19 protein-coding genes are annotated in these 24468 nt (G+C 52.8%); 7 read left to right on the top strand and 12 right to left on the bottom strand.

Annotated elements, in window-relative coordinates:
- Window positions 1-29: 29 nt before the first annotated feature.
- Together M2371_RS15250 and M2371_RS15255 are read right to left on the bottom strand one after the other, a co-directional pair.
- Window positions 30-1646: an STY4199 family HEPN domain-containing protein gene (locus M2371_RS15250; RefSeq protein WP_259268085.1), complete on the bottom strand. Its 1617-nt coding sequence runs from the start codon at window positions 1644-1646 to the stop codon at window positions 30-32.
- Window positions 1647-1742: 96 nt separating this feature from the next.
- Entirely contained in the window at window positions 1743-3161 is a 1419-nt protein-coding gene (locus tag M2371_RS15255) for a PLP-dependent aminotransferase family protein (RefSeq protein ID WP_259268086.1), read from the bottom strand.
- Between the two features lie 177 nt (window positions 3162-3338).
- Here M2371_RS15255 and M2371_RS15260 point away from each other — a divergent pair, with 177 nt between their 5' ends.
- From M2371_RS15260 to M2371_RS15270, 3 genes are all read left to right on the top strand, one after another.
- Window positions 3339-3512, top strand: a complete 174-nt coding sequence (locus M2371_RS15260) for a DUF1127 domain-containing protein (protein WP_172892890.1) — start codon at window positions 3339-3341, stop codon at window positions 3510-3512.
- Between the two features lie 86 nt (window positions 3513-3598).
- Entirely contained in the window at window positions 3599-3928 is a 330-nt protein-coding gene (locus tag M2371_RS15265; protein WP_034499596.1) for a DHCW motif cupin fold protein, read from the top strand.
- Window positions 3929-3933: 5 nt separating this feature from the next.
- Complete coding sequence (locus M2371_RS15270; protein WP_172892888.1) at window positions 3934-4461, top strand: GNAT family N-acetyltransferase; 528 nt, start codon at window positions 3934-3936, stop codon at window positions 4459-4461.
- Window positions 4462-4556: 95 nt separating this feature from the next.
- Here the strand turns inward: M2371_RS15270 and M2371_RS15275 are convergent, their stop codons facing one another.
- On the bottom strand, window positions 4557-5315 hold the full coding sequence (locus M2371_RS15275) for an SDR family NAD(P)-dependent oxidoreductase (RefSeq protein ID WP_259268087.1): 759 nt from the start codon (window positions 5313-5315) through the stop codon (window positions 4557-4559).
- Between the two features lie 119 nt (window positions 5316-5434).
- Between M2371_RS15275 and M2371_RS15280 the strand changes: the two genes are divergently transcribed.
- The 3 genes from M2371_RS15280 (at window position 5435) to M2371_RS15290 (ending at window position 9115) form a co-directional block, all read left to right on the top strand.
- Window positions 5435-6334, top strand: coding sequence for a LysR family transcriptional regulator (locus M2371_RS15280; protein WP_259268088.1), 900 nt, complete (start codon window positions 5435-5437; stop codon window positions 6332-6334).
- Window positions 6335-6389: 55 nt separating this feature from the next.
- Window positions 6390-7457 (top strand): inner membrane protein YhjD, encoded by a 1068-nt coding sequence (gene yhjD / locus M2371_RS15285; RefSeq protein ID WP_259268089.1) that lies wholly within the window; start codon window positions 6390-6392, stop codon window positions 7455-7457.
- Between the two features lie 332 nt (window positions 7458-7789).
- Complete coding sequence (locus M2371_RS15290) at window positions 7790-9115, top strand: MFS transporter (RefSeq protein ID WP_034499607.1); 1326 nt, start codon at window positions 7790-7792, stop codon at window positions 9113-9115.
- 91 nt (window positions 9116-9206) lie between these two features.
- Here M2371_RS15290 and M2371_RS15295 read toward each other — a convergent pair whose 3' ends face one another.
- Together M2371_RS15295 and pdeH are read right to left on the bottom strand one after the other, a co-directional pair.
- Window positions 9207-11273 (bottom strand): AsmA family protein, encoded by a 2067-nt coding sequence (locus tag M2371_RS15295; RefSeq protein WP_259268090.1) that lies wholly within the window; start codon window positions 11271-11273, stop codon window positions 9207-9209.
- Window positions 11274-11338: 65 nt separating this feature from the next.
- Window positions 11339-12112 carry a cyclic-guanylate-specific phosphodiesterase gene (pdeH, locus tag M2371_RS15300; RefSeq protein WP_172896060.1) on the bottom strand — a complete coding sequence of 258 codons (774 nt, stop codon included), beginning with the start codon at window positions 12110-12112 and terminating at the stop codon, window positions 11339-11341.
- Window positions 12113-12344: 232 nt separating this feature from the next.
- On the opposite strand from pdeH, the gene M2371_RS15305 reads away from it, so the two are divergent.
- Complete coding sequence (locus M2371_RS15305) at window positions 12345-13277, top strand: sugar kinase (RefSeq protein ID WP_172892883.1); 933 nt, start codon at window positions 12345-12347, stop codon at window positions 13275-13277.
- A 93-nt stretch (window positions 13278-13370) separates the two neighbouring features.
- Here M2371_RS15305 and M2371_RS15310 read toward each other — a convergent pair whose 3' ends face one another.
- The 7 genes from M2371_RS15310 to M2371_RS15340 all read right to left on the bottom strand — a co-directional run bounded on the left by M2371_RS15310 (window position 13371) and on the right by M2371_RS15340 (window position 24457).
- Window positions 13371-14855 (bottom strand): pitrilysin family protein, encoded by a 1485-nt coding sequence (locus tag M2371_RS15310; protein WP_172892882.1) that lies wholly within the window; start codon window positions 14853-14855, stop codon window positions 13371-13373.
- A gap of 217 nt (window positions 14856-15072) precedes the next feature.
- Window positions 15073-16359, bottom strand: a complete 1287-nt coding sequence (locus M2371_RS15315; RefSeq protein WP_115626865.1) for a dicarboxylate/amino acid:cation symporter — start codon at window positions 16357-16359, stop codon at window positions 15073-15075.
- 163 nt (window positions 16360-16522) lie between these two features.
- On the bottom strand, window positions 16523-18517 hold the full coding sequence (gene hmsP, locus M2371_RS15320; protein WP_259268091.1) for a biofilm formation regulator HmsP: 1995 nt from the start codon (window positions 18515-18517) through the stop codon (window positions 16523-16525).
- 75 nt (window positions 18518-18592) lie between these two features.
- Window positions 18593-18949 (bottom strand): endonuclease domain-containing protein, encoded by a 357-nt coding sequence (locus tag M2371_RS15325; RefSeq protein WP_259268092.1) that lies wholly within the window; start codon window positions 18947-18949, stop codon window positions 18593-18595.
- Window positions 18950-19133: 184 nt separating this feature from the next.
- Window positions 19134-20129 (bottom strand): glycosyl hydrolase family 8, encoded by a 996-nt coding sequence (locus M2371_RS15330; protein WP_259268093.1) that lies wholly within the window; start codon window positions 20127-20129, stop codon window positions 19134-19136.
- Between the two features lie 9 nt (window positions 20130-20138).
- Window positions 20139-20606, bottom strand: a complete 468-nt coding sequence (gene bcsD / locus M2371_RS15335; protein ID WP_259268094.1) for a cellulose biosynthesis protein BcsD — start codon at window positions 20604-20606, stop codon at window positions 20139-20141.
- A 2-nt stretch (window positions 20607-20608) separates the two neighbouring features.
- Window positions 20609-24457 carry a cellulose biosynthesis protein BcsC gene (locus M2371_RS15340; protein ID WP_259268095.1) on the bottom strand — a complete coding sequence of 1283 codons (3849 nt, stop codon included), beginning with the start codon at window positions 24455-24457 and terminating at the stop codon, window positions 20609-20611.
- Between the last annotated feature and the right edge of the window lie 11 nt (window positions 24458-24468).

Raw genomic sequence — 24468 nt, forward strand, 5'->3', positions numbered from 1 at the left:
TTTTACGACGTAATGCGGTGAGCTTTTCCTCACCGCATCGCGTTATAAATGGCCTGCTGAATATCAACCGCACGTTTTTCCTCGGCAATTCCCTGCTCGTCTTTACGCTGTTGCTGCGCATCCAGTCGCAGTTTCGCTCTGTCCAAATCCTCTTTCTGCCGCTTGACGGTTCCAGGTGAAGTGCAAAAATTTTGCAGGAATTGTTTGCGCAGTGAAGTCAGATTTTGCCCGTCGTTCATCGCCTGGCTAAGGGTTCTCACCATGCGCCGACACGGACGCTCCTCGTCCATCTGCGAGCGGTATTGCAGCAAAATATTAAGCGCGTCGCGGTAATCTCCCGCCAGCGCAGATTCGGTGAAATACACTTTCCAGTTCATGCCACCTAACATAAACAGACGCACCACGGTGGCATCTCCGCGCTCAATGGCCGAGCGCAAATTCCCCTCGTCCCAGGTGATGCCAATATTTGCCAGCTTCTCACGCGCGCTTTCCGTTTCCGGAAGCGAATCCAGTTCCGTGATTTTCGCCGGAGTGCTTTGCGCCACGGCAGGCTTATTGGTGACATCGCTCAGATAATACATAGCGAAAATAGCCGCACTGATCACCGTAATACCCGCCACGCACCACAGAACCATGCGCAAGGTTTCGCCAGTGTCCTGTTTGCTTTTGGCTTTGTGTGAGTCGGGGCGTTCGATGGCATCACGCACTTCTTCGCTATCGCGGCCCATGGCCTGATATTTTTTGCGCGCCTTGGCGAGATAATCCTGCAATGCGGCATCCTCTGACGCCAGCAATGCCGCCGGGTTCACTTTCGCTCGCCCTTCATCAAACGCCCGCTGAATAGCCGCCGTGCTTTCCTGGTGATAACTCTCAAGCAAAGCAAGCTGTACCGAGGTTAATGTCTTTTGCGCCACCAGGTCGTTGCGAATTTCGCGTACATCATCGAGAAAAGTTTGCAGCGTTTTGCGTAGATCAATGAGCAAACTCAGGTGTGTGGAGTCCTGAAACAATCCGGCGTAATGGTTGGCGTACTCTTTTTTATCAACCACCATTAATGCCAACTCACTAAAACGCATTCCGCTGACAATATCGCCCCGATCGCCATTCTTCAGCCAACGGCGCACGCAATCTGCGCCAAATTGCGATTTGAGTTTATGCACCAGATTCGCCTGGCTCGGGTAGCTTTGATTGACCAGGCCTTTGAGCATCAACTCCAGCGCGCACATCTGGCGAGCCGCTTTCTGCTGCCGTGCGTCGTCGTTACTTTCAATTTCACTCAAATAACCGAGCAGCGGCTGCTTTGCCCGCACATGCTCGAGATAACTGACAAAACGTAACGCCGCGATGAGCTGATTGTGACTGACTTCCTGGCCGCTTTCATACTCCGGCACCAGCTGCTGCAAATGGCGCAGCAACAGCGTGAAATGCGAGATTTCGGCGTCATTAAGATTTAAGCGTTTTGCCACCGCCATCCAGCTTCCAAGCACCTGTCTGGCCTGTCCGAGCTGTTGAAAAAACCATTGGGGATCTTTCCCTTCGGCGGCTTTGATTGTGAGAAGTGGCAGGATTTGCAATGACGCCTGGCGAATCACACTCAGGCAAGTCTCGAACTTTTCCCGCATCAGCAACTGTGCAGTGCTGGTCATGATTTTCCTTTTTGAATAAGGCGCGAGTCACGACGCCATTGCACAGAATGTTAGCGTAGCCGGAGTGGAAGCAATGGCGATAAAAGACCAGTGAAATTAACCATTTTCAAAAATATCGCTGATCACCTCACCCAATTTTCGCAGCGCGGTTTCGGTCGCATCATTGAATGGCAGCGCGTAGTTCAGGCGCATACAGTTGCGATATTTCCCGGAAGCGGAAAGCAATGACCCCACCGCAATGCGAATATTGTGCTCACGCAGTGTTTCAATAATCGGCACGATATCAATGTGTTCCGGTAGCTCTATCCACATCAGGAAACCGCCTTGCGGGCGAGAAACGCAGATACCGCACGGGAAATAGTGGCGCACCCAGCAGGTGAAAATGTCGAGATTACGTTGATAGTGTTGGCGCATACGCCGCAGATGGCGATGGTAATGGCCGTTACGCACAAATTCAGCGACCGCCATTTGCGTAAAGGTCGTAGTGCTGCCGGTCACGATATATTTCATATGCATCGCGCGGTCAAAATAGCGGCCCGGCACAATCCAACCCACGCGCAAACCCGGCGCTAACGTTTTGGAAAACGAACTGCACAGCAACACGCGTCCATCGACATCGAGCGATTTTATTGTCATCGGGCGCGGATATTCATACGCCAGCTCGCCGTAAACATCATCTTCAATGATGGCGATATCAAAGCGTTGCGCCAGATTCAGCACTGCTTTTTTACGCGCATCGGGCATGATAAACCCGAGCGGATTGTTGCACGTAGGAACCAAAATCACCGCTTTAATCGGCCACTGTTCCAGCGCCAGCTCCAGCGCCTCAACACTGATCCCTGTTTCAGAATCCGTTGGTATTTCAATCACTTTAACGCCAAACGCGCGCAGCATTTGCATGGTACCGTGGAAACAAGGCGACTCAACTGCCACAATATCTCCCGCTTCGCACACCGCACGAATCGCAATCGACAGGGCTTCATGGCAGCCGGTGGTGATCACAATGTCATCCGGCGTGACGACACAACCGCTATCGAGCATCAGACGTGCAATTTGTTCGCGCAGCACGCGCTTACCGTTAATACAGTCATAGCCCAAAACTTCGGCTTCCTGATATTGCACAATACGGCCCATTTCACGCCACAACGGTTTAATCGTTGAATGGGTCACGTCCGGGAATCCGCTGCCAAACGCGATGCTGCCGCCATCTTCCCTGCCGGTGAGTTGTTCAAGCACCGCATCCCATTGTGTAATTTCTACCGGACGTTGCGCAGGACGAGTCAACGCAGGCACTGGCGGCAATGATTTGCGCGGCGTAACAAAATAGCCGGAGCGTGGTTGCGGAGAAATAAGCTGGCGGTCTTCAAGAATATGATAAGCCTGCTGTACGGTGCTGATACTGACGCCGTGTTCGCTACTCAGGTTGCGCACCGAAGGCAGGCGTTCTCCACTGCGATACAACCCTTGTTCGATGCGTTCTGCCAGCAAAGTGGCAAGATGTTGGTAGCGCGTCATGCTGTATCCTCTCAATTCACCATACAGACGGAAAAACCAGTACAGAATGGCGAACAATTCCCCACTCAGATCTTGTTTTAGCGCGTCTGTATGTTAAATAAAAGTTATATTTGCGTCTGCCTGCGATCTGTATGGCGGCGCATGATTGTTCCCATCGACACGATGAGGAGCAACACCATGGGCTTTGAAGAAAACAGACCACGCCGTCCTTTTTATGGCTTTGTGATGATTTACCAATATTTCCGCCAAAGAAGGTTACTGCGCCAGACAGAGCGCACTTTAAAGGGGCTGAGCAAAGAACAATTAAAAGATATTGGGCTGACGACGGATGACATATCACACTGGAAATAACTCTCAATAACGGCGCTTAAATATGGCGCCGTTATTTTTTTGCTGATATCAATTAAAGGACACCTGCAAAAATAATAAGGAAAACCATGCGCATTACTGACCTGCCTTTTAATACGACCGACTGGACCACACTCACCCCCACCGAACATCCGGGCATCACCGGGAAAGCGTTGTGGCGCACACAACAGTTTGGGGAAATCCGGGTACGCATGGTGGAATACACCGCCGGATATCTTGCGGATCACTGGTGCCAGAAAGGCCATGTCTTATTTTGCCTGGCGGGAGAGTTACAGACTGAGCTGGAAGATGGGCGCTTGTTTACCTTAAAACCCGGCATGAGTTATCAGGTGGCGGATAACGCCGAACCACATCGTTCATCAACGGCTATCGGCGCAACGCTGTTTATCGTGGACTAAAAACCATGTTTCCACTCGTGACTTCCAGACTCAATCTAACGCAAATTACCGAACAAGAATGGCCATTATTCTTGCGCTTGCAGCAAGACCCCGACGTGATGCGTTATGTTTCAGATAATCGACAGGAAGCTGAGGTTCGCCAAATTTTTAATGCTCGTCTGGTGCGCTGGGAAATTCACAGCCGCCACTGGCTTTGCCTTGTTATGCGCGATAAACACAGCGGCGTGCCAATTGGTTTCACCGGTTTTGTGCGCAGTGATGACGAGATGGCGGAAGTGGGTTTTATTCTTGATCCCGCGTTTCACGGGCAGGGCTACGGATTTGAATCGCTTCATGCGGTATGCAAATTTGCGTTCGAAAAGTGCCGAATGCGCAGGCTGACCGCGACAGTTACCGTCGGGAATATCGGTTCTAAAAAGACGTTGGAAAAGGTGGGTTTTAAGCAGGAAGGCGTTCTGCGAGAAAACTATTATCTGGGCGATGTCTGGCAGGACGACTGGATTTTCGGTTTGCTGCGCAAAGAATTTAAATAAAACACGGTGGATGACGCTGGCGCTTATCCACCCTACGACGACGGTCTTGTAGGCCGGATAAGCGCAGCGTCATCCGGCATCAAACCTGGATATCCTTATAAGAACATGCCGCCGGAAACTTCAATGCGCTGCGCGTTCATCCAGCCGCTCTCATCGCTGAGAAGTACCGCAATCGCATTGCCGATATCATCCGGCTGCCCCACGCGCCCCAGCGCAGTTTGCGCCGCAATAGCATTGGCAACCTGTTCGTTGTCGCGCACCACTCCGCCGCCGAAATCAGTTGCGATGGCACCCGGCGCAATAATGTTTACCGAAATCCCACGCGCTCCCAGCTCTTTGGCCTGGTATTTAGTCAGCACTTCCATTGCGCCTTTCATCGCGGCATAAGCCGCTTTGCCCGGCAGCGCAAAACGTGTCAGGCCGGTAGAAACGTTGAGGATGCGCCCGCCGTTTTTAATCAGTGGCAACAGGTGTTGGGTCAGGAAGAAGGGTCCCTTCAAATGGATGTTCATTAAATCATCAAATTGTTCTTCTGTTGTTTTTTCAAACAGCGCATCAAGGCCAGTTCCTGCATTGTTCAATAAATAATCAAAAGAATCGCGTTGCCATACGTCGTGCAGTTGTTGCTTCACTTCCTTGGCAAACGCAGCAAAACCCGCACTTTCGGCGACATTCAATTGAATTGCCACGGCTTTCACGCCAATTAGCTCAATTTCACGGACCACATCCCGCGCTTCTTGCTGCTTGCTGTTGTAAGTCAGAATAATGTTCACGCCACGAGCAGCCAGTTTCAATGCTGCGTTTTTACCTAATCCACGGCTGCCGCCGGTCACTAATGCGATTGGTTGACTCATGATTTGCCCCTTTGATGGCTGTCAGGTGATTGAGGTGAAGCTTATTAGCTGCTACAAGATCAATAAAGAGTGCTGGTTGCGCATCACTGTTTCACTCACAACAACAATGCGGAAATAAAGTGGATAAAATACACGCAATGCAACTGTTCATCAGAGTGGCAGAACTGGAGAGTTTCTCCCGCGCCGCCGATACTCTGGGCCTTCCTAAAGGTAGCGTATCGCGCCAGATTCAGGCGCTAGAAAGCATGCTAGGAACAAGGTTATTACATCGAACGACTCGGCGAGTGCAGCTGACACAAGACGGCATGGTGTATTACGAGCGCTGTCGTGACTTGCTGGCGAATCTCGACGAGCTGGACGGGCTTTTTTTGCAGGATCCCAAAAGTGTCAGCGGCCGATTACGCGTGGATATGCCCGTTGGCGTGGCTAAAAACCTCGTTATCCCGAGGCTCCCGGCATTTTTGCAGCAATATCCTGGCATTGAACTTGAACTCAGCAGCAGCGATCGCATGGTTGATGTGGTGCGCGAAGGTTTCGACTGCGTGGTGCGCGTCGGGCAGCTCAAAGACTCGGGCCTGGTGGCGCGACCACTAGGGAAACTCACCTTAATTAACTGCGCCAGCCCGGATTATCTGGCGCGTTTTGGCTATCCGGAAAACCTCGATGATTTAGCCTCGCACGCCGTCGTGCATTACGCGCTCAATCTCGGCAGCCGCCCGCAGGGGTTTGAAGTGTGGCAGGACAAAAACACCCGCTGGATAAAAACGGGTGGCGTGATAACCGTGAACAGCACGGAGACATATCAGGCTGCGTGCCTGGCCGGGCTGGGGATTATTCAGGTGCCACGCATCGGTGTAAAAGACCTGCTTAAGAGTAAAAAACTGGTGGAGATCCTGCCGCAATATCGCGCCGAACCGATGCCCGTTTCGCTGCTTTATCCGCATCGTCGTAACCTTTCGCGTCGCGTTCATTTGTTTATGGAGTGGCTGACGGGATTGGTTAAAGGGTATGTCGATTAGCACCAGGCTATAATTTCGTGAAGAGCTTGTTTTATCTAAAGGAAAAAATAACCTGATGACTACATCGGATAATAGCGAGAAACGCCCAACTGAATCGCTCGATTATGAGCCTGTCGCCAAATTTCAGACGCAACCTAAACCCGAGCCTGCCGCGCCTGAGAACCCCGATGAATCGGAGCCGTTGGTCAATATCAAGACAAAAAATGAGACGGTTAATCATACGATTGCCGGTGTCAATAAAGCTGCGAAACGCCCGATGGTCGCGCATCTTTTACGTGCCACCGAGCGGTTTAATGACCGCATGGGCAATCAGTTTGGTGCCGCCATCACCTATTTTTCATTCCTGTCACTGATCCCGATTTTGATGGTAGCGTTCGCCGCCGCCGGTTATATCCTCGCCTCACACCCCACACTGCTCGAAGAGATTTTCGAAAAAATCCTCACCAACGTTAGCGAGCCGACACTTGCCGCCACGCTGAAGAACACCATCAATACTGCGGTGCAACAGCGTACAACGGTTGGCCTGGTCGGCCTGCTGATTGCGCTCTATTCCGGTATTAACTGGATGGGCAATTTGCGTGAAGCAGTGCGTGCTCAGTCGCGGGAAAAGTGGGAAAGGAACCCACAAGATCAGGAGAAATTTTGGGTAAAGTATCTGCGTGATTTAGTGTCGCTAATTGGTTTGTTGGTGGCGCTGATTGTGACGCTTTCTATCACGTCGGTTGCCGGTTCAGCCCAGGCATTCCTGATAACTCTTTTGCATCTCGACGGTATCGAATGGTTAAAACCGGTTTGGCATTTAGTCGGGTTAGCGATCTCTATTTTTGCTAACTACCTATTGTTCTTCTGGATTTTCTGGCGTCTTCCGCGCCACCGCCCACGCAAGAAAGCACTGATTCGCGGCACATTGATTGCGGCAATTGGTTTTGAGGTTATCAAAATCATCATGACTTACAGCCTGCCAAAACTGGTCAGTTCACCGTCTGGCGCTGCATTTGGTTCCGTTTTAGGTTTGATGGCGTTCTTCTACTTCTTCGCCCGTCTGACGCTGTTTTGTGCCGCGTGGATTGCCACCGCACAATACAAAGACGACCCGAGAATGCCGGGTAAAACACATAGTTGATCCCCCTCTCCCTCAGGGAGAGGGCGGGGGTGAGGGTGGTATGTTTCGATGGCTCGCCCTCATCCCAACCTTCTCCCCCAGGAGAAGGAGAAAACAAAGCGTCACAATCATTCAGCACATAAATCCAGCTTGTAACTTTTATTTAACCTAAAAGCAGTTTTATTCACTGAATTTTTATTTATGTGAAGCATGACGTAGATACTTCTCTTCTGGACTAAAAATTATCCTCTTATTGCTCGTTAATCGCACAGCGCGGTGAACAAGCGTGCGTTGAAATGCACTATTTGCTGTGCGTAATATGGCCCTTCGTTCGCTATAAATAAGAAAAATCTATGCAAGCCACCATCGCAAATTCAATCAATACTGAAACAGACGCAACGCCTGTCAACTCACGCGGAAAAGTCGTCGTTGCCTCGCTCGTCGGCACCGCTATCGAATTCTTCGATTTCTATATTTATGCCACTGCGGCGGTTATCGTTTTCCCGCATATCTTCTTCCCGCAGGGCGACCCAACAGCAGCCACGCTACAGTCGCTGGCAACCTTCGCCATTGCCTTTGTGGCTCGCCCGATTGGCTCCGCGTTATTTGGCCACTTTGGCGACCGCGTAGGCCGCAAAGTGACACTGGTGGCATCACTTCTGACGATGGGTGTTTCCACCGTCGTTATCGGCCTGCTGCCGAGCTACGAAAGTATCGGCGTTCTGGCTCCAATGCTGCTGGCATTAGCTCGCTTCGGACAAGGTTTGGGTCTGGGCGGTGAATGGGGTGGCGCGGCATTGCTGGCAACCGAGAATGCCCCACCGCGCAAACGTGCGCTGTATGGTTCGTTCCCGCAGTTGGGCGCACCTATCGGCTTCTTCTTTGCCAACGGCACCTTCCTGCTGCTCTCCTGGTTGCTGACCGACGAACAGTTCATGAGCTGGGGCTGGCGCGTACCGTTTATTCTCTCGGCGGTGCTGGTGATTATCGGTCTGTATGTGCGCGTTTCGCTGCATGAAACCCCGGTTTTCGCCAAAATTGCCAAAGCCGGTAAACAGGTGAAAGTGCCGATGGGTACGCTGCTGACTAAACACCTGAAAGCGACGATTATCGGCACGTTTATCATGCTGGCGACGTACACACTGTTCTACATCATGACCGTTTACTCCATGACGTTCAGCACCGCCGCGGTGCCAGTTGGCCTCGGCTTCTCGCGCAACGATGTGCTGTGGATGCTGATGATGGCGGTGATCGGGTTTGGTGTGATGGTGCCTATTGCCGGTTATCTGGCAGATAAGTTTGGCCGCCGTAAATGCATGATTGTGATCACCAGCCTGATGATTGTCTTTGCTCTGGCCGTGTTCCAGCCGCTGTTAGGCTCTGGTAATCCAACTCTGGTGATGGCATTCCTGCTGATTGGCCTGAGCCTGATGGGTTTAACCTTCGGCCCGATGGGCGCGTTGCTGCCAGAGCTGTTCCCAACCGAAGTGCGTTATACCGGGGCGTCGTTCTCCTATAACGTGGCATCGATTCTGGGCGCGTCTGTGGCACCGTATATCGCCACCTGGTTGCAGGCGAATTACGGTCTGTTCTATGTCGGTTTGTATCTGGCGGCGATGTCAGCGATTACGCTGGTTGCGCTGTTAGTGTCGAAAGAGACGCGTCATTTGTCGCTTTAGTTTATTTCCCCTCACCCCGGCCCTCTCCCTCAGGAGAGGGAGAAAACCGAACGATCCCCTCTCCCTCAGGGAGAGGGTTAGGGTTAGGGCGTTACTTCTTCATCTGCCCCAAAATACGGCTGCACTGATTGTCGCTGCCCTCGGAAGGTGAGATTAGCGCCAACAGTGCGGCGGCTGGCGTGACAAGCGTCGCCAGAGCTGCCGCAACCGCACCGCGCGCAATCAACGGCCCGGCTTTCACACCGGCATCCGGGTTCTTGAACGTACCGCGCACATACAGCGGCGATCGCAGCGTAATGATACGAATCCCCTTGCTCTCCGGATCGATGGTTAAATCGAGCCGCTCACTTTTAAAGTTCGTCGTCCCGGTAACGTTAATCAGCGAATTTTCAGTATCAAAGGCAAAGATACGCGGAGTCGCCACGCCATTGCGTAAATCAAGGTTTGCCGCCGCACAGTTAATCCGCACTTCGTCATCGCCAAAGATTTGCCCGACGATGTAATTCCCAACGTTAAGACCGACGATTTCCATCAGGTTGCGGCTGATTAGTCCGTCGTTCATCAGCAGTTTCAGGTTGCCATCGCTGCTGCCCAAAAGTTCGGCAATGGAGTTTCCGCGCCCGCGCAACTCCGCATCACCGTTTAGCTCACCGAGCGTTTTCTGCATCGACTCCACTTTTGGCATCAGTTGCTTGAGCTGCAAACGCCGCGCCTGAATATCCGCTCGCCCCTGCATCGGCTTTTTGTCACCTTCGAGATGGATATTGGCGCTGATGGTGCCGTTCGCCATGCCGAATTTCAGCGGCTGGAGCCGCAGGTCAGCATTTTTCAAAACTACATGCGTGGATAAGTTACTCAGTGGCAGCGTGCCGCTGTGTTCGATACGGCCGCCTTTAAAGCGCACGTCGGCATCCATCACGTCCCATTTGTCGGTTTCAAAACGGTCGTAGGGCAGTACTTTGTCGGCGGGCTGGATGGTTTTCTCGCCCTTAGCCTGCTCAGACTTTTTGCTCTGTTGCGCGCCTTTGCCCGAGTCCACGCCAATTAGCGGGCCTAAATCCGCCAGACGAAGCTGTTTAGACTCGAGATCGCCTTCCAGTTTCGGGCGCGGTTTGCCTTGCGAATAGGTGAGCGAGCCGTGAATGTCGCTGTCACCAATGCGCCCGTTAAAGTTCTGGTAGCGGAATACCGAGCCTTTTTCGGTGTCGATTTTTGCCAGCAGGTGCCCATCCGTTTCAAACGGCGGCGTGTCCGGCAACAGCACACCGGTTAAATCATAAAGATTGCCCAGCGAATCGCCGGAGAATTTGAGCTGTAAATCGACGCCGCCCATTTTCATCGGATCGTTTATGGTGCCAATGAACGCCACACGGGAATTGCCGGAATGCACATCTGCCTGCACCGGGAAGGCGGTTTCTCCTTCGCTGCGCAGCGCTAACATTCCGCCAATTTTGCCGGTGCCTTCGAGCGGCGCGCCGTTATAACGGCCTTTCATTTTCAGGCCAAAGACATAATCTGCGGCTTTTGCCGCATCTTTGCCCGTGGGTTTCTTGCCATCGATTTCGCTAAACGGCAAGGGTTTGCCCAGCGGGTCGACAAGGATTTCAATATCCGCTTTCGTGACTTTGTCGTTAACCGCGATGCGGCCTTTGTCGAACAGAATATTGTCCACTTTGAATGACCAGGCCGACGGCGGCTGGTTGGGATCTTTATTTCCGTCTGAGGCTAAATTAAACGTCCAGTTATTGTTCTTTTCTGACAGGCGAATAATTCGCGCATCGGGCTGCACGAGCTTTATCCATGGGATATAGACGGTTTTGGTGAGTAACGCGAGCGGGGCCAATGTCGCGTCAACGCGCGGCAGATGCACCATGGTTACTTCAGGGATTTCAGGTGGGTTGCCGAGAATAATATCTTCGGCATGAACGTGCGGCCAGGGCACCCAACTGCGCCAGCCCGTTTCTTCTTTGTTTCGTTCCCAAACCACGCCTAAATCGCCACGAATAGCGAACGGGCGGTTCAGTTCTGTCGAGACTTTTTGGTTGATGGTCGGTTTGAGCCGATTCCAGTCAAACGTCGCAATCACAATGATTGCCACCACAACCAACAACAATAAAACCCCGACGACACCGCTAACAATTTTTCCAGTTTTAGTCATGCCTTGCCCCCTTTCCTGATGTGGCTCGCTTTAACTAAAGATAGTTGAGCGCGGCCAAAACGGCATCAGGAGAGGCGAGTTAGCACACTTTCCAACTGTTCAAAGGGGATGGGGCGAGAAAGAAAATAGCCTTGCGCGGCAAATGCGGGTGATTCTTGTACGTCACGCCATTCCGCCTCCGTCTCCACACCTTCAACAATGACGCCTTTGCAGTAGCGGTTCATCAGTTGCAGCAACATGGTGAATAAATTGCGGCCTTCGTCGCTGGTGCGCAGCATGATGAACAAATCACGGGCGACTTTTATGTAGTCATAACGCATTTCGCTGAGTGCCGAGAAGTTGGCAACACCTGTACCAAAATCATCAAGCCAGAGCGGGCCAAACTCATGCATTCCGGCAAGCGTCACGGCTTGCGGTTGGGTGATGTGTTCAACCAGTTCAAAACGGACCCATGGCATTTTATTGATGAGCGCCAGAATTGGCTGATGTAGCTTCATCGCCAGCAGCGTCGGGCCATCCACATTGACCGAGGCCAGAATGTCATAACCGAGGAAAATAGATTCCCATTCGGCCAGCAGATTCAGTTGCTCTTCGATAACCATCAAGCGTGAGCGGCTGGATATGGACGTGAAGTAGCGATCCGGTGGAATACGAATTTCTGGTTCATCCGGGTGAGTGACCACCGTCAGCAGCTCTATCGCCATTAAATGACCGTCGATTTTATAGATCGGCTGGAAAGTATACTGCCGCTGGCATTGCAGCCAGAACCGCCGTTCCTGCAAACTTTCGACACTCGCTTCAAGCGTATTAAGCCGGTGAGTGATCTGCTTAAACTTCATCATGTACGTCCTGTTTACCTTGATAACTCGGATGGCTCATCGTCAAGTTATCGGCGTGGCGCATGAGAACTTTATGTTCGCTTTCAGTACAACCGCAATGAAGGAGAGTTGCTTCACATCCCTCATAAACTGCCTTAGCTCAAAGTTTTCCGAAACATCGTTTTAAATTGTTTGACTCGTTTTTAGCCGCCCATCAAACTAGCGGTAATTTCATTAATTCAGGTCTACTGCTATGCCAACGCGCAAAATCGCCGTCATCGGTGAATGTATGATTGAACTGTCGCAAAAAGGTGCGGAAGTTAGCCGCGGCTTTGGTGGCGATACCCTTAACACTTCCGTTTATATCGCTCGTCAGGTTAATGCTGACGATCTTGAAGTCCATTACGTTACTGCTCTGGGTGAAGATAACTTCAGCCAACAAATGCTCGACGCATGGCAGCAAGAAAATGTTCATACCGAGCTGACACAGCGCCTGGAGCACCGTCTGCCGGGCCTGTATTACATCGAAACCGACTCAACCGGCGAGCGTACTTTCTATTACTGGCGCAACGAAGCCGCAGCCCGTTTCTGGCTGGAGAGCGATCAGGCGCAGGCGATTTGTGCCGAACTGGCGCAGTTCGATTACCTGTATCTGAGCGGTATCAGCCTGGCGATTCTGAACGCGGCAAGCCGTGAAAAACTGATGGCACTGCTGGCTCAATGCCGCGCTAACGGCTGCAAAGTTATCTTCGATAACAACTACCGTCCGCGCCTGTGGGCGAGCCGTGAAGAGACACAGCAGGTTTATCAGCAGATGCTGGCCTGCACCGACATCGCGTTCCTGACGCTGGATGACGAAGATTTGCTGTGGGGCGAGAAGCCGGTTGAAGAAGTCATTCACCGTACTCAAGCTGCTGGCGTGCGTGAAGTGGTTATTAAACGTGGCGCGGATTCTTGCCTGGTGGCGATTCAGGGCGAATCAACCTTAGAAGTGCCAGCGGTTAAATTGCCGAAAGAAAAAGTCATTGATACCACTGCGGCAGGCGATTCTTTCAGCGCGGGTTATCTGGCGGTGCGTTTGACGGGCGGCAGTGCAGAAGAAGCGGCGAAACGCGGGCATTTGACTGCGAGCACCGTGATTCAGTATCGCGGCGCGATCATCCCGAAAGAGGCGATGCCTTCTTAATTACACCCTCACCCCGGCCCTCTCCTAAGAAGGAGAGGGAGAAAACCGAACAATTCCCTCTCCTGTGGGAGAGGGTTAGGGTGAGGGCAGATATTACTGCGCTGGCGGAATATCCGACACGTCCTGCTTAGGTTCATCCGTTAACGGAAGCACCTTAGACGGAACCATCACTTTATCCCACGTCGCTTGCAGATCCTTCATGTTGTACTCAGGCTCACCTTTCGGTTGCAACAACACTAACGCCATTTCTTGCGACAATTGCTGACGTAAATCCTGATTCAACCCGCTCAGAGTCAAGCTGTTGAGGAAGTCCTGACGCAGCTTCTGGTACTGTTCCGGCGCAATATCTACCACCTGGTTTTGCAACGAACGCAAACGCTGACCAATTAGCACATCGGTATCAGTCCGCGCGTACGTGGCGAACAGCCCAGCCAGCTCGGCCTTTTTCCGGGTAATCAAAGCATCGAACTCTTCTTGCGACAGCCCTTTATCACGCACGCTCACCAACTCTTTCCCAACCGTCGCCAGATTCGCGTCCAGTTTGGTATTTGGCGATTCCAGGTTGATGCCGCATTGCGCACGCTGATACAGCACGCGGCAATCGAAACTGAGATTTAAATCCTGGATATTCTGCTTGCTGAGATTTTGCTGCACATGCCAGAACAGCGCCTCACGCGCGAGATCGGCACGCCAGTAACGCAGCAGCGCGGAAGATTCACGAATCGGCGTCCAGGCGTTATCCCACGTCAGAGAAAGCCGGTCCTGACGCACGCTGTCAGTCATTAAACTGACGGGAGTCCGTTTCAGCGGAGAAAGTGTCGCGACCGGTGCAGGCGTTTCACGTTTGCCGGTTAAGGTGCCAAACGTTTTATTGATTTGATCGGCAACGCTGCGGCTGTCGACGTTACCCACCACAATCAGCGTCATCGCATCTGGGGTGTACCATTTCTGGTAGAACGCTTTCAACTGCTCGCTATCGACAGGCTGCTTGAGATCTTCTGCCGGGTCATGGCCCAACAGCGTGGAGCCTTGCAGGCGATAGCGCCACCAGTTGTCTTTGGTGTCCATCGGCCAGGTGGCGACCATATCCTGAGTTTGCAGCCCAACGTTTACCGTTTCTGGGGTAATCGCCATTTTGCCGCTGCTGTCGGAAAGATAAGTCAGGGCTTCTTTGAGTAAATCATTGCGGTTATTTGGCAGGCTGAGATTAAACAGCGTGAAGTCATAGGAGACAATAACCGGTGGCAGCGGACGCTTCGGGTCCACACTTTGCTGCCATAAAGAACGCGCCTGTAAAGGCTGCAAGCTGCCGCTTTGGGTCAGCGCCAGACGTGGTAAAAAGTGGCTGTAGCCGCTCTGCTGGGTGGTCTCTGTCAATGAGCCAGTATTCACCATCAGACGAATTTCAATGCGATCGCTAGGGCGCTGAGGTGTGGCCAGGACTTGCCATTGAAAACCATTGGCGAGCGTACCTTGCTGCCAGGCTGGATCGGGCTGAAGTGCTTCTGCCTGCACATTACTGGCGGCGGCGACCAACAGCAATCCGCCAGCTAAGAGTCGAATTTTGGTGCCCTGCATGTTAACCCCTGGAAAACAATCCTGATTAAAAAGTGTAATGGCGACATAGCATTACGCAATATAGCCACCACAGGCGACGTATCACCACTCCGTTTGACCGCAACTTCGCGAAAACGTCACTTTAAAAATGAAAAAAACGCCAAAGAAAATGGCACAAGGGTCAATTATGCGCAGTAGCCCACAGCAAGGGCAAGTCGCTGTGGGCAATTGAAGGGGATTAAGAAGAGACTTCGCTCACTTTTTTCGCGGAATGTGGGTTATTCAGGGTTTCGGTCAGCTGTTTTTCATCCAATTGCTTCACCCATTTCGCCACAACGACAGTCGCCACGCCATTACCGACCAGGTTTGTCAGCGCACGTGCTTCAGACATAAAGCGGTCGATACCGAGAATCAGCGCAAGCCCTGCAACCGGTAAATGCCCCACCGCCGAGATAGTCGCCGCCAGCACGATGAAGCCGCTTCCGGTTACGCCCGCCGCCCCTTTAGAAGAGAGCAGCAACACCACCAGCAGCGTGATTTGATGGAAGATATCCATATGGCTGTTGGTGGCCTGTGCGATAAACACCGCCGCCATCGTCAGGTAAATGGAGGTGCCATCAAGGTTGAACGAATAACCCGTCGGGATCACCAGCCCGACCACCGATTTGCGGCAGCCCAGTTTTTCCATTTTATCGAGCATTCTTGGCAGCGCGGACTCAGAAGAAGAGGTGCCCAGCACAATCAGCAGTTCTTCTTTGATGTAGCGAATGAATTTGAAGATGCTGAAACCCGTCACCTTCGCAATAGAACCCAGCACCAGCACGACAAACAAAATACAGGTGATGTAGAAGCAGATAATTAACTGGCCGAGCTGAACCAGCGAACCGACACCGTACTTGCCGATGGTAAATGCCATGGCACCGAAAGCACCAATTGGCGCGAGGCGCATGATCATGTTGATGATGCCGAAAATGACCTGCGAGAAGCTTTCGATAACGTTGAAAATCAGCTGGCCTTTGTGGCCCAGGCGGTGCAGTGCAAAACCAAACAGCACCGCGAACAGCAGCACTTGCAGAATGTTGCCGCTGGCAAATGCGCCAATCACGCTGCCCGGAATCACATCGAGCAAGAATGCGACCACGCCTTGTTGTTGCGCCTGTTCGGCATAAATCGCCACCGCTTTAGCATCAAGCGTTGCCGGGTCAACGTTCATCCCCGCACCAGGCTGAACGACGTTAACCACAATCAGGCCGATGATAAGCGCAATGGTGCTGACAACTTCAAAGTAAAGCAGTGCCACCGCACCGGTGCGGCCCACGGCTTTCATGCTTTCCATGCCCGCGATGCCCGTCACAACTGTGCAGAAGATAACCGGGGCGATAATCATTTTAATCAGTTTAACGAACGCATCGCCGAGAGGTTTCATCTGCGCGCCTAACTCTGGGTAGTAATGTCCCAGCAAGATACCGATAGCGATTGCCGTCAGAACCTGAAAGTAGAGGCTTTTGAAAAGAGAGAGTTTCATAGGGTGTCCTTGAGAGGTGAAGATTCCGCAAACCTTTCGATCTGCGGCACCAAAAATAACACCCTCAAAATCACCCAAAAGTGATATAGCGCTAATTTGTAAACATAATTGTTAAATTATTGAACTGACTCGCGCCAGCTTTATAACATTTGCAACAAGTGGTTTACTGCTGAGTGGTCGACAAATATCGTGCATCAAACTCTTTAAGTGTCAGCGCTCTGGAGAATAAATATCCCTGCGCCAGCGTCACGCCTTCGCTTAATAACCAGTCGCATTGCGCCTGGTTCTCAATCCCTTCGGCCACCAGTTTCAGGCCCAGCGTTTTCGCCATACCGATAATCACACCCGCCATTGCGTTGTCGTCCGGCAGGCCGTCAACAAAGCTCTTGTCGAGTTTCAGGACATCAACCGGCAGCGCTTTCAGATGATGCAAATGGCGCAAGCTTGCGTAACCCATGCCAAAATCATCCAGCGCAATTCTGACCCCGGCTTTACGCAGCGGGCGCAAAACACTGACCGCTTTTTTCGGGTCATCAATACGATGGCTTTCAGTGACTTCAAGGATCAACATGCCTGGCTGAATGCGATAACGCACCAGTAACTCCAGTAGCGACGACCCCATTTCTTCATGCAGCAATTGGTGCGCCGAGATGTTCACGCACAGCGGCATGGTGATGCCCTGACTTTGCCAGCCCGCCAGCACGCGGCAAGACTCTTCAAGCACCCAGTTGCCGATCGTGAACATCAACCCGCAATCTTCAATACGCGCAATCAAACCCTCTGGCAGCGCCCAGCACCCATCCGGCTGCTGCATGCGCAGTAAAACTTCTGCACTCACCACTTCACGGGTGCGCATATTGACCTGGGGTTGCAGCCAAATCGCAAACTGCTGGTTTTCTAATGCGGTCAGTAAATCGTGCTCCTGCGTCAAATGGCGCTGCGCGATTTCCATCTGTTCCGGGTCAAAGAATTGAATCTGATTTTTACCGTGGCGACGCGCTGAAAATGCGGCCGATACCGCACGACGATAAAGCTGCTCTGCCGTCAAACCACCGAGATACATCGCAATACCAATGCTCGCCGTCGGTTTAAGTGAGATTGACTGAATCGGTAATTTTTCGTTAAGCACCGCGAGAATTTGCTTTGCCAGCGCCATAGCAGCCCAGGCATCTTGCACGCCATGCGCGATAATCCCGAAGTCGTTACTGCTAAGTTGCGCCAGCACCATATTCGGTGGCAGCACGCTTTTGATTTTTTCGACCAGCGTCAGCAACAGCATTTCTCGTTGCTCTTCGTTGAGCACGCCGGCGGCGTCCTGCAAGGTTTCGCTGGCAATCACTATCAGCGCACTTTTTTTATCATCCGCCGTAAGCTGTTCGAGCAACGCCAGCAACAGCGCTTTATTGGGCAGCTCTGAAACCACATGACGCGTGCTCATGGCGCTCATTTCATCATGTAAACGCAGCGTCATTTGCTGATTACGGTTATAGCTGCGCACCAGCATGCCGATTTCATCATCGTGATGCAGCGCGGGTAATTTGAGTTGATGGCTCGCCGCATCGTGCGGGCTGAGGTTGTCTATCTCACGGGCAATATTGCGTATCGGATGCACAATCAAACGGTTAATCGACCAGCTAATAGCAACCGACAAAATCAGCGCCAACAAGAGATAAGTCGTCAGCAACGTTGAAATGGTGCTGATGATGAATTTGTACATCCGCCAGGAATCCGCTTGCAGCACCAGGTAAGCCAGCGGCTGCGGATTTGCCGGGCGCTCCAGGGAATACAACGGCAACGAAATTTGAACCGGCAGCTCAAACAGGCGAGCAATCCACATCGGAATTGGGCGCTCAGGCGCAAAGCTCTGGCGTAATGCCTGGAACTGGTTCGGCAATACCACGTCTGCCCGGCTGATAATGCCAGACGGTTGAATTTGATTCAGGATGGATTCAGCCTGGGGAATATCCGCTTTCAGGATCGCAGCAGACAGCGGAATACGCACCGAATGGGCGATTTTCTCCATCTGGCTGGCTGTATCGTAGCGGCTTTGCTGTACAAAGTGGAAAAGCTGAACCACGATAAAAATGAAAATAAACAGCACGGAAACGGCTGACACCATTGCCATCTGTTTAATCGTTAACGAACGACTGACTCGCAAACTCACTCTCCGCAATGACTGTGCCCTGATAGACATATTGTTGTGCAGGCTGAGTATACTGCATTGTGGTGGGTTTTAGGCTTGAGAAACCGAAACAGCCGCGAGCGTATCCAGTATAAGAGTGAGTACATCGTCGGTATTCTGCGTGAATTCATTATTCCAAAAGCGCAGTACCCGCCATCCTCTTCGCTCCAGCCATAATGTCCGGTTCTCATCGTAACGCGTTCTTTCGCTATGCTGCCCGCCATCCAGTTCGATAATGACTTTAGGCCGTAAGCAGGCGAAATCGACAATAAACGGGCCGACAGGATGTTGTCGCCTGAATTTGTAGTCAGAAAAATGTCGGTTTCTTAACAGCCGCCATAGCCATTGTTCCTGCGGCGTCATGGTTTGACGCAATGTTTTAACGTAGGTTTTGGTTTTTTTATCCATTGCGGGATGCTGGCGGTTTTTTTAGGCGTTGTCAGATTGTGGGGGGGATTTTGGAAAGCGCTTCGAGAAAACAACCCTCATCCCGGCCTTCTCCCTGAGGGAGAAGGAGAGAAACGCTTTATTCCCTCTCCCGGGGGAGAGGGCCAGGGTGAGGGCCAGGGTGAGGGCGTCCCGCACCATCAACTCACTTCGTCGACAACCCCACCAGCATCTTCAAACTCGCAGAATAATAATCCTCTTGCGCGGTGATTTGCGGTTGCGCGGCACTTGCGGGTTGCAGCACTAAATCGCGTACCGCCAGCAAGCCACCGTCCATCATATAAGGCGCCGGATCACCGGTGGTGACATTCACCCAGGCTGGTGTTTTATCACGCGCGAAACGCCCCCACCAGGCTTTATAAACCTGTAACTGCGGGCTATTGTGGTTAAACCAGTACACATAAAGCGGGACGCGAATCGCGTCGTAGCTAAAACGAGCTGGCCACTGTTTTGCCGGGACGGTTCGCCCATCGGAATATAAAGAAACCCAGTCAGAGGGAAGCTGCGGATTGCCAAACTGCATTTTCCCGAGCAGCTTCTGCCCGTCGTTGATCAAATCTCGCCACACCATTAAATGGCTACGATTAGCAAAATCCTGCCACGCCGGGAAGATGAAATAGGAAGGGTTGAGGTTTACGTAACTGTTGAGATTAAAACCCTTAGCTCCGGGCAGCATCACCTGGTAGCCCGCAAAACGAATCACATTATGGGCAACCAACGCCTTGGTGATGGCATCAGATTCATTGAGATAATCTTTGTCGCTCCACTTTTCCCCGGCTTTTAGCAGCGCCCATGCAATAAACGTATCGCCATCGGTGGCGTTATTTTTATCGGTGATGGGTTGTGCTTCAACGGGGTTATAGCGCCAGTAGAACAAACCATTTTCCGGGTTTTTCAGGGTCGTACGCGTCCAGCCCCATATCTTATCGAAACTGTCACGGTCATCGTTTAGCACCGCCATCATCATGGCGAAACCCTGGCCTTCGGTGTGACTGACGCTTTTATTACCGGTATCGACGATGCGACCATCCGGCATTAAAAATCGCGATTTATAGCTATCCCATGCCCCATCAGCCAACGCGTGATGGCTGAAGATCAAAGCGAATATTGCCACTATCAGCGTTTTGTATCGCTGCCACATCGAAGCACCTCATCGACTAATTTGATATCTGAAGTGTACCACTGTTGTCGACGGTGAAGACTCGCGCCACAGCGATACATGCGGTTTACCGCCCTGATCGCGAATCCAGCGGGCGTACACGCCTTCCAGAACCGCGCTAAAAGCGTTGTTCCAGGAAGCCTGCTGCGTTTCTTCGCCAGGGACAGGTAAAGCCATATGGCGAATAAACATCGCCGTTTCGCTGGCCTCAATATCAATATAGCCCCAGTTGAAAATGGCGAGTCTGCCATTTATCTGTGTTTCGAGTTCGCCCACAGTTCTTGCGACAGGTAATGGGAAACGCCCCGCTAAAGTGTCGCCCATTTGCACCAGAAACTGGCGGCTTTCCCCTTCACCCGCATTTGCCACCATGCTTTCAATCATGATGTGGAGCAGAGAGAACCAGCCCGGTTGCGTTTGCTGACTCTGAAAGTATTTCAAAAGTTGCGCGTCATTCATGCTTAATTATTCCCCAGCAGGTAACGGAAGTAGAGTTGCGCGGTACTTTCGTTGTAATCACCAAAGGTGTCATATCCAACCTGGCCACCAATCGTCATGTCTTTATTCACTTTGTAATCGGCTGCAGCGCGAAGGTTGTAGCCCATGCCGTTTTCGCTGCTGCCGCTGTACCACGCCTCTTTAGCAAAGCCGTTTGCCACGTAGTTTTCCAGCTGCGACTGCATTGCTGAATCGGTCGGGAAGTACGGGCTTTCGTCCTGGCTATACGACTGGTAGCCCAGCGACGCGCCGACAGACATCGTCCAGTTATCAAACTTCTGCGAATAATCCACCGGGAAGGAGACGCTGATGTAATCCTGCGGGCTGAAATAGCCGCCTTGCCCGTAGCTGAAGTAGCTGAGGTTTTTCGAGTAATCCATGTAAGTCATGCTGATACCGGTTTTCAGCTCGCGATCGTCAGCATGGTACGGGCGAATATAAACGCCTGCGTTACCCGTGAAGTTGTCGTTGCTCGGGACGTTTTCGCCACGGTAGTTATACAGGCCAACACCGGCATAAAAACCGGCGTCACCATCGTCGTAGCTCAACTGCGCGCTACCGCCGTTTTTGGTGACCTGGCCCCATTTTTTGCCGCTGTATTTGTCTTCGACACCCACATAAGAAAGCAGGCTATCGACAACAGCCCGGCGCTCACCGGTCAGCACTAATTTTAGGTAATCCGTTAATTGTGGCGACCATTGCACCCCACCGACCACGGTATTCAAATCCTGACTCAGCGGCGTGGAACCGACATCCAGCTTGTACTGCTCGCCAGTTAACGCCATGCCCACTTCGACACCCGCCGCACTTTGCGAACCCTGCGACGGCACGATTATCTTGTCGATATTTGGCAGCTCTGGCGGTGTGGTGGTGGAAGCGTTATACAACTCCTCGCCCACTTGCCCCTGAATCAGAGCACCCGTACCAAAGCGGCGGCTGGACTCATTTGACGAACTCCCGGCGTTCAGGCTGATGGGTGTCACGTTCAAATCTAATCGCGAGTCGCCAAACGGCACGGTTGACCACTGTAACGGCGCTTTAATTTCAGTGAGTTTACTCAGGCCACTTTCGCCATCACGCCCACGCACCGACACCGCTCCACGCGCCCAGGTAGAAGTTTTCTCGGTGAGCTGTTCCATCATGTTATCAACCTGGCGCAACGTGCCCGCCTGTGCCGTTTCAACCGGCAAGTCGGTACGCGTCGTGCCCACAGGCGCGGTTTGCGGATTACGCGCCAGCTGTGCGACCTGCCACGGCATCGCTTCGCCATACAGCGAGTTGGATGCGGTAGCTTGCGGAGCAACGGACGTTTTCGGGGTGAACGGATTATCTGCCAGCGCCAGGCCACCCAGCGTTGGCGCCGTGCCGCTTTCAACCCCTTGCAGGCCCACCAATTTGCCACGGGCGGTGCGTAAATAGCTCATCGCCTGTTGGTGATTGCCATCGGCTTCCGCCACGCGTGCCAGCAGCAGCAGGCGATCCGGGGATTCGTCGTGACGTAAACCCGCAGCCAACTGCTTCGCTTTATCGACATCTTTATTCGCCAGCGCGACGTCAATTGCTCCCGTACGCGCATCTTGTTGCGGCGTGTCGCGCGTCATCAAATAGTCGTAAACCAGACCCGCTTCTTTGTTCATTTTGCCGGACTGATACAAACGCGCCATGGCAAACATCAGGTCGGTGTTTTGCGGATCGTTTTGCATCGCACGAATCAGTTTGTCGTACGCCGCCGCATAGTTACCCTGCGTGCGTAGCTGATCGGCTTCGTTGATGACATAACCGTTGCGAATACTCGCCAGTTGCGTCGGCGTGCTGCGCGACTGCAATTCCGGGCTGGCCAGAAACGCCTGCGCTTCACGCCCGAGGCCCGCCTGGTTTAGCACCGCAATCTGGTCGCCGTAATCACCGGCATTGCCCTGCACGCCACGACCCATATTGCCGCGCACAATCGCCACGGCGGTGGTGACATCGCCAGATTGCGCCAGCATTTTTGCCAGTTTACCGGCATCAGCAGGGCTTTGTGGTGGCCGCGTCGCCAACGCTTTTAAGGTATTCGCCGCCGCAACCGTATCGCCCTGCGCCAGGTAGCGTTCGGCGACCGACATTTGCAGGTTGTAGTTCACGCGTGACGCAAGCGAGCGCATATCACTGTTCTGGCTGGAGGCCGGAATACGCGAAAGCAGCGTCTGCGCTTGCTGCCAGGCGTTGTTTTCGCTGGCAAACAGCGCACCGGCATACAGTTCGGTATTGCTGGCATTTGGGCGGAACGACGGCGACATCACATTGCTCGCCTCCGCACTATTCCCCTGTTTCTGTAGCTGACGCGCTAAGTCGAGGCGCAGCCACGGGTCAGATGGATAACGCGAAACGCCCTGCTGCAAAATCGCGATAGCCTGTTGCGGATTGCCATTTGCGACGGCCTGTTGCGCCTGACGACGCACCGGATCGGCTGGGTTGCCGCCAGAAACTCGCGGCTGCAATTTTGCCTGCAAACTGGCAGGCAACGTTTGTAACATCGCCTGCGCTTCGGCGGTTTTATTCTGCTCGCGCAACACGTAATAGAGGTTTTCACGAGCCGGGCCGTTATTGGGCTGATCGGTCAGCACACTGCGCAGCGTCTGCTCGGCAGCGGCGTAATCTTTATTGTGGCGTTGAACATCGGCGCGGAATAATTTCGCTGATGTCCCGCGCTCACCGCTTTGTTGCGCCAGCGGCGCGCTGAGTGCCAGCGCCTGGCTGATGTTGCCTTGTTTAAACGCGGCCTGTGCGCTCGCCAGTTGCCCGTAAAACTCGGCGTCATCGGCTTGCTGTTTGCGCTCGCCGGACTGTTCACCGCCGAGGTTCGCCGCACGATTTAAATATTCTGCGGCAGCGGTGTAATCGCCTTTACGTTGCGCGATATAACCCATGCCCGCCAGCGCGTCGGCGTCTTGCGGGTTGGATTGCAGCACTTGTTCGAACTGGCTTTTCGCCGCATCGGTATTCCCGCTATTAAGCGCGGTAAAGCCTTCGCCTTTGGCCGCACCGCCGATGTTTTTACGGTAGTGATCTTGCACCGCCGTATCTTTCGGGTGGCGTTGCAGGAAGGTTTGATAATACGGCTCGTCGCTCGCCGTTGGGCCAAGCCACAACAACGCCTGGCGCAGCGCTTTATCCGCATCCTGGCTGCCACTGGCCATATTTTGCAGGATGTCCATGCCCTCACGGCGCGTCCCTTCCTGGTAAGTCAGCACTTTACCCAGCGCGATGCGCCCACCATTATCCTGCGGGTTTTGGGCGGTGAACTGGCGTAGACCTGCCACCGCCTGCGGATAGAGCGATTTATCGCCCGCCATCGTCAGGTAATATTCCGGCGCAAGGCTTGGCGGCGGTTGGTCACCGTTAAACAAATTACGCCAGGTCGCAAGGGCTGCGGGAACGTTGCCGCTGCGTGCTTGCTGGCGAGCCAAATCCAACTGCCCGCGAGGGATTTGCTGAATTTGTTTCGCGTTATCTAACGCCTGCAAATTGTTGTCCTGCGGTGAAACAGACGCAAGGCGTTCGCGCCACTGTGTGGCACCTTTGATATCCCCGGCCTGTTGCGCCCATAGCGCCATCAGGTACATCGCCTGGGTGTTGTTGGCGTCAACCATCAACACCTTTTGCAGCGCTTCTTTCGCCAGCTCGTCGTGTGACTTTTCATGCCAGTAGTTAGCCTGGTCAAACAACGCTTTTAACGCCGGATTGTTTTCCGCAGCCGTCGCACTAAACGTCAGGCCGCCAAAGAAGCACAGAGTTAACAGGTGCCGGGCAGTTTGATTTTTATAAGTCATTGAGCACCACC

Origin of the sequence: Buttiauxella sp. BIGb0471, from assembly GCF_024807715.1 — a bacterium.
GTDB lineage: Bacteria > Pseudomonadota > Gammaproteobacteria > Enterobacterales > Enterobacteriaceae > Buttiauxella > Buttiauxella agrestis.

Bases quoted from the DNA above. Each gene is read 5' to 3' on its own strand.
- M2371_RS15260 (WP_172892890.1), top strand. From the start codon at position 3,339: ATGGGCTTTGAAGAAAACAGACCACGCCGTCCTTTTTATGGCTTTGTG.
- pdeH (WP_172896060.1), bottom strand. From the start codon at position 12,112: ATGAAGTTTAAGCAGATCACTCACCGGCTTAATACGCTTGAAGCGAGT.
- M2371_RS15265 (WP_034499596.1), top strand. From the start codon at position 3,599: ATGCGCATTACTGACCTGCCTTTTAATACGACCGACTGGACCACACTC.
- M2371_RS15305 (WP_172892883.1), top strand. From the start codon at position 12,345: ATGCCAACGCGCAAAATCGCCGTCATCGGTGAATGTATGATTGAACTG.
- M2371_RS15325 (WP_259268092.1), bottom strand. From the start codon at position 18,949: ATGGATAAAAAAACCAAAACCTACGTTAAAACATTGCGTCAAACCATG.
- M2371_RS15250 (WP_259268085.1), bottom strand. From the start codon at position 1,646: ATGACCAGCACTGCACAGTTGCTGATGCGGGAAAAGTTCGAGACTTGC.
- M2371_RS15310 (WP_172892882.1), bottom strand. From the start codon at position 14,855: ATGCAGGGCACCAAAATTCGACTCTTAGCTGGCGGATTGCTGTTGGTC.
- M2371_RS15340 (WP_259268095.1), bottom strand. From the start codon at position 24,457: ATGACTTATAAAAATCAAACTGCCCGGCACCTGTTAACTCTGTGCTTC.
- M2371_RS15295 (WP_259268090.1), bottom strand. From the start codon at position 11,273: ATGACTAAAACTGGAAAAATTGTTAGCGGTGTCGTCGGGGTTTTATTG.
- M2371_RS15270 (WP_172892888.1), top strand. From the start codon at position 3,934: ATGTTTCCACTCGTGACTTCCAGACTCAATCTAACGCAAATTACCGAA.
- M2371_RS15330 (WP_259268093.1), bottom strand. From the start codon at position 20,129: ATGTGGCAGCGATACAAAACGCTGATAGTGGCAATATTCGCTTTGATC.
- bcsD (WP_259268094.1), bottom strand. From the start codon at position 20,606: ATGAATGACGCGCAACTTTTGAAATACTTTCAGAGTCAGCAAACGCAA.
- M2371_RS15315 (WP_115626865.1), bottom strand. From the start codon at position 16,359: ATGAAACTCTCTCTTTTCAAAAGCCTCTACTTTCAGGTTCTGACGGCA.
- yhjD (WP_259268089.1), top strand. From the start codon at position 6,390: ATGACTACATCGGATAATAGCGAGAAACGCCCAACTGAATCGCTCGAT.
- M2371_RS15255 (WP_259268086.1), bottom strand. From the start codon at position 3,161: ATGACGCGCTACCAACATCTTGCCACTTTGCTGGCAGAACGCATCGAA.
- M2371_RS15290 (WP_034499607.1), top strand. From the start codon at position 7,790: ATGCAAGCCACCATCGCAAATTCAATCAATACTGAAACAGACGCAACG.
- M2371_RS15275 (WP_259268087.1), bottom strand. From the start codon at position 5,315: ATGAGTCAACCAATCGCATTAGTGACCGGCGGCAGCCGTGGATTAGGT.